The sequence below is a fragment of the Novosphingobium resinovorum genome (assembly GCF_027922145.1).
GTDB lineage: Bacteria > Pseudomonadota > Alphaproteobacteria > Sphingomonadales > Sphingomonadaceae > Novosphingobium > Novosphingobium resinovorum.
Genome location: NZ_BSFC01000041.1, coordinates 1 through 4,744 on the forward strand (window position 1 = coordinate 1; position 4,744 = coordinate 4,744).

The window sequence follows — 4,744 nt, forward strand, 5'->3', positions numbered from 1 at the left end:
GCAGCGGACCTATCCCGCCGCTACCGTGGCCGACTATTCCACCGCCGTTCTCACCTGGATGGGTTCATGTTCGATGGCACGCCGATCAACGAAGGACTGATCCGCTCGCTGCATACGGGCTCGTTCCTGCCGGAACGCCGCAATATCGTGCTGATTGGCGGAACAGGCACGGGCAAGACCCATCTGGCTCTCGCCATCACCGCCGCGGTGGTGCGCGCCGGTGCCAGAGGCCGATACTTCAATACCGTCGATCTGGTGAACCGGCTCGAGGAAGAGGCTCGCCTGGGCAAGGCCGGCAGCCTTGCCACCCAACTCTCGCGGCTTGATCTCGTGGTACTTGATGAGCTGGGCTACCTGCCGTTCGCCCGGTCCGGTGGTCAGATGCTCTTCCACCTGATCAGCAAGCTCTACGAAAAGACCTCGGTCATCATCACGACCAATCTCGCCTTCGGCGAATGGCCGAGCGTCTTCCACGACCCCAAAATGACCACCGCGCTTCTCGATCGCATCACACACCACTGCGACATCATCGAGACGGGCAATGACAGCTGGCGGTTCAAAAACCGGAACTGAGCCGAAAACCCCTTCCCCCGGACCCCCATCCCCGGCGGTTAACCCGGTGGGTCAACAGGGACCTCCCACGGACGACGCCGCCAGCACACCTGACGGTGCGCGTCGTCGTCCGTGGGCCCCTCCTATCGACTACCGGGATAACCGCCTGACTACCGAAAGGTGGGGTCAATATTGGACGCCGATAGGGGGTCAGTTTTGCGCGCCGGTTGACAATCCAGACACGCATCGACGGATTGAAAGCGGCTCTAGGCACCGTGCACCCCCTATCCGGGAAACGGGGCGAGCGGCAACGCCTGCGCAGCGATTTCGAGGAGCTGTGCTGGAGGCAGATCAAAGGCAAGCACGACGCACATTTCAAGGATGCATTTAGCGGAGTGCGTAACGCCCAAGCGCGCTTCTGTGACAGGGTGCTCGAGGAGGCTGGGAGCAACACCGCTGCGCTGAGCAGCCTGGAAGCTCTCAAGAGTAGGGCCGAAAAGGTCTTCGGTGGCGGACTCCATCGAGAGATACCGATCGGTGAGATCAGCCTTGGCGAATTACTTTCTTCGGCAGATCCGGTGCTGGGCAAGCGGGTGCTGGGCAAGGAAAATGTCGATGTCGCCGAATTGATTGGATATCTCGGGAACAGCGACTGGGTGCGCCAAGGCTTGGGATATCTAGCACCAGAGGCCCCATGTCCGTTTTGCCAACAACATGTGGATGCAGCCCTCGCTGCTAAGATTTCCGACTACTTCGATGAGACCTATCGTCGGGATATCGACCGTATCGAGGCGGTGTGCACGATGTATGCCGCTCAGTCGACGCGCTTCCTCGATGCTCTGGAGGCGCTCCTCGCTCAAAATCATCGCTATATCGATGGAAACCAGCTGCGATCGGAGATCGACCGGCTGTCTGCAAAGCTTGATGCGAATATGCGGCTGCTAGCGGACAAGCGCCGCGAGCCCAGTGCATCGATCTCGCTCGAAAACTTGGCGGATGCCTGGGCGCCGATTGCAGACCGGATCGCCGGGGCGAACCGAGAGATTGTCGAACACAACAGGCTGGTCGATAATCTGGCAACTGAGAAGTTGGCACTGGTCGCCGAGATCTGGCGGTGCCTCATTGAGGAAAACCAGGCAGCGATCGCTAGCTACCGCGCAGAGGCCGGGAAGCTGGAGCAAGCGATTGGCGGGATGGAAAACAGCCTAGGCGATCAGACTGCCCGCCGAGAAGAGGCGCGCCGTGAACTTCGTGAACTCGAGCGCAATGTCACAAGTGTCGAGCCAACGGTAAGTGCGATCAACGGCCTGCTGGCTTCGTTCGGTTTTTCAGGGTTCCATCTTCGGACCACAGGCGAGCATAATCATCTCTATGAGCTTGTGCGCGACGATGGACGCGGGGTGGGAGCGACACTGAGCGAGGGCGAGAAGAGCTTCGTTGCATTTCTCTACTTCTATCATTTGATCCGCGGGAGCACGGATCAGGCGGAAGTGTCAGGCGAGCGGATCGTGGTGTTCGACGATCCGATATCGAGCTTAGACAGCGATGTGCTCTTCATTGTCAGTTCGCTGATCAAACGGGTGTTGAAGGAAGCCCAACAGGGAAGCGGGCAGATCAGGCAGGTGTTCGTCCTCACGCACAACATCTATTTTCACAAGGAAGTTTCGTTTGATCCCAAGCGCAGCGGCGGCGTCCGGGCGCACGAAACGTTCTGGGTCGTGCGCAAACTCGACGGGACCTCGAAAATCGACGGTCATCCGGTTAACCCGATCAAGACGTCCTATGAATTGCTGTGGGCCGAAGTTCGCAATCCCGACCGCTCGGTCCTGACGATTCAGAACACATTGCGACGGATCATCGAGAACTATTTCAAAATTCTCGGCAATGTCGACACGGATGAAATCGTGGCCCGGTTTGAAGGCCAAGATCAGCAAATCTGTGCGTCGCTGTTTTCCTGGGTCAACGACGGGTCGCACTCAGCCCACGACGATCTCTACGTGTCCGTCGATGGCGGGCTGGCGACACGCTATCTTTCTGTTTTCCGGGAGATATTCATCAAGACCGAACACTCGGCGCATTATCAAATGATGATGGGGCCTGAGATGCCGTTAGTGGCAGAGCGAGAAATGATAGCTGCAGCAAACGATGCAGGGGAAGAGGCAGCATAAGCGATATCATTCGCGCAGGATGCTTGCCAATGTCAAAAATCCCGCTACCGGCGCAACGATAACCGCTCTTCCGGGGAGGAGGAGGAAGCGATGGCAAGCGAATGACAGAACGGCGTTAGGCGCTCGGCAAAACCGACCCTTCCTGGTCACTCAGCACCAGAATTTCGTTTCCTAGGTGCAAACCTTCCGCTTTTCTAACATGAAACGCTCGCGATTTGCCGTGTGAAAATTCGAATGGGAGCGGAGGGTTTTGCTCGAGCCGCCGTCCGCGCGCGAACGCCGGGAATTGCAACACATGGACGCGTCGCATGGCAGCGGCCGCGTTCGCGTCCGTGATTGTCACCGGACGGCGGAAACACCTCACCTGCTAGAGAAGCCTCCTTCTGGATTCGAGAAAAAGACTCCTTATCGGAGCAATCAGCGCCAAGCCTAGATGCCGCAAAACGCCGAGGCCGTACGCTTACCTCTGTAGAGCTATGAATGAATATTAATCACGGACTTCCCTGCGCAATATGATCCTGATATGTTCTTATTGGAACGTCGGAGGCCCCTATGGACGCCAGCAAATATGCCCGCTCGATTTCGTTGATGTGCCCAACCTGCGGTCACAAGGAATTCGCGTATGACGAGAGCGGCGAAGGGCCGGTGCGCTGCACCGGCTGCGACCGAGAGTTTACCCGCGCAGAATTGATCGCTGAGAACGGCGAGGTCATTTCTGGTGAGGTGGAGGCGCTAAAGCCCGAAATCTTGGAGGATATGGGCAACGAGATACGGGATACCCTGAAAAACGCCTTCAAGGGTTCCAAGAATATCCGGTTCAAATGACGCCATTACCAGTGACCGTATCTGACATTGCCGCCTTCTCAGCGCTCGCGGTTGCGATCTGGTCGGCGGTGCAAACAGGTCGCTTCAATCGGCGGCAGAATGCGTTTGCCGAAACGGCTGAACGGTTGAATCGGCTACTGATCGACAAAGAATCAGCCGAGTCGCAGGCCCAGCGCGAGGCGGATGTGGGCGCCAACTTCGTAAAGATCGCGAAGAACGATTACCGGTTGAAGGTTTTTAATCGCGGCCCCGTTGCGGCGCGCAACGTGCGCTTGGAGTTTCTGGCGGGCGGGGAGGTCATGATGGCCAGCGAGTTGAAGCAGAAGCTGCCCGTTCCGGCATTGGAACGGCATCAGACCGTTGAGTTGATGGCCGGCATCAATATGCAGTCACCACGGCGCGCCCATATGCGCATCCACTGGGATGACGATGCCGGAACAGACCATCATAAGGAAGTCTGGTCAGACGTCTTTTAAGCGCTCTCATGCGAAGGAAATCAATTCCGATGAAGGATGAAGTCAGGGGGCAACTTGAAAGCCTCTTTGCTCGCGATAAGCAGAAGGCGGAGGTGGCGGCGCAGGAGAAGCGTGAACGTGTTGCCCAAGCAGAACTGAACGATGCGGAGTTTTTGCGAATTCGTGACGCCATGATCGTTCCCGCCATGCGCGAGATGGCGGAGTTCATCTCCACGCAGGGGTGGGACAGCGAGATTTCCATTGAGGAGTGGCAGGCCGGGAGCCACGGACAGGCGTCCCCAGCGAAGGTCGCAATGACGTTGTTCCGGGGAAGCAAGCCTGCCTACTATCAGCGGCATGATTACCCGCATGTGTGGGCGGTTCATTCCCGAGGTTCTGCAGGCGTCGGGTTTCCGACAAGTACGATCATGCCTGGGCGCGGAGGGAGTTCAAGTTCAGGTGCGGGCGCGCTGCTGTCGGAAGTCACGGCGGAAATGGTGCAGGGCTACATCGTGGATGTGTTGTCGCGCGTCCTCAAAGGTCTGCCCTGAGCATTCAGGATGGTTAAAATCGTGCTGTAGAGTGTAAGCAGCCAACGGAAAAACAGAGGTAGCATCGGCTTGGTCGCAGTGGTGTTCACCGTATGAGGGCGGAGGCTGCTAGAACGATGATGACGACCGCTGGGACTGTCAGGAATTCCGTGTGTGGGCGGGCGGTTGAACATTACGCTGCCATGGCCTTGAT

General features: G+C 57.7%; 5 protein-coding genes. All 5 read left to right on the forward strand.

Features of this window, described 5'->3' with window-relative positions; genetic code table 11:
• A partial coding sequence (gene istB, locus PKE80_RS21695; RefSeq protein ID WP_271184306.1) for an IS21-like element ISSsp4 family helper ATPase IstB occupies nucleotides 1-573 on the forward strand: 573 nt, incomplete at its 5' end.
• 206 nt (nucleotides 574-779) lie between these two features.
• Complete coding sequence (locus PKE80_RS21700; RefSeq protein WP_271184307.1) at nucleotides 780-2,720, forward strand: AAA family ATPase; 1,941 nt, start codon at nucleotides 780-782, stop codon at nucleotides 2,718-2,720.
• Nucleotides 2,721-3,272: 552 nt separating this feature from the next.
• Entirely contained in the window at nucleotides 3,273-3,545 is a 273-nt protein-coding gene (locus tag PKE80_RS21705; protein WP_271184308.1) for an ECs_2282 family putative zinc-binding protein, read from the forward strand.
• A gap of 11 nt (nucleotides 3,546-3,556) precedes the next feature.
• The gene (locus tag PKE80_RS21710; RefSeq protein ID WP_271184309.1) at nucleotides 3,557-4,021 is read left to right on the forward strand and encodes a DUF8453 domain-containing protein; all 465 of its coding nucleotides are present in this window, start codon (nucleotides 3,557-3,559) and stop codon (nucleotides 4,019-4,021) included.
• 29 nt (nucleotides 4,022-4,050) lie between these two features.
• Nucleotides 4,051-4,551 carry a hypothetical protein gene (locus PKE80_RS21715; protein ID WP_271184310.1) on the forward strand — a complete coding sequence of 167 codons (501 nt, stop codon included), beginning with the start codon at nucleotides 4,051-4,053 and terminating at the stop codon, nucleotides 4,549-4,551.
• The last annotated feature ends 193 nt before the right edge of the window (nucleotides 4,552-4,744 follow it).

What these genes read in the sequence shown, in the direction of transcription:
- PKE80_RS21705 (WP_271184308.1), top strand. Translation starts at nt 3,273, where the DNA reads ATGGACGCCAGCAAATATGCCCGCTCGATTTCGTTGATGTGCCCAACC.
- PKE80_RS21715 (WP_271184310.1), top strand. Translation starts at nt 4,051, where the DNA reads ATGAAGGATGAAGTCAGGGGGCAACTTGAAAGCCTCTTTGCTCGCGAT.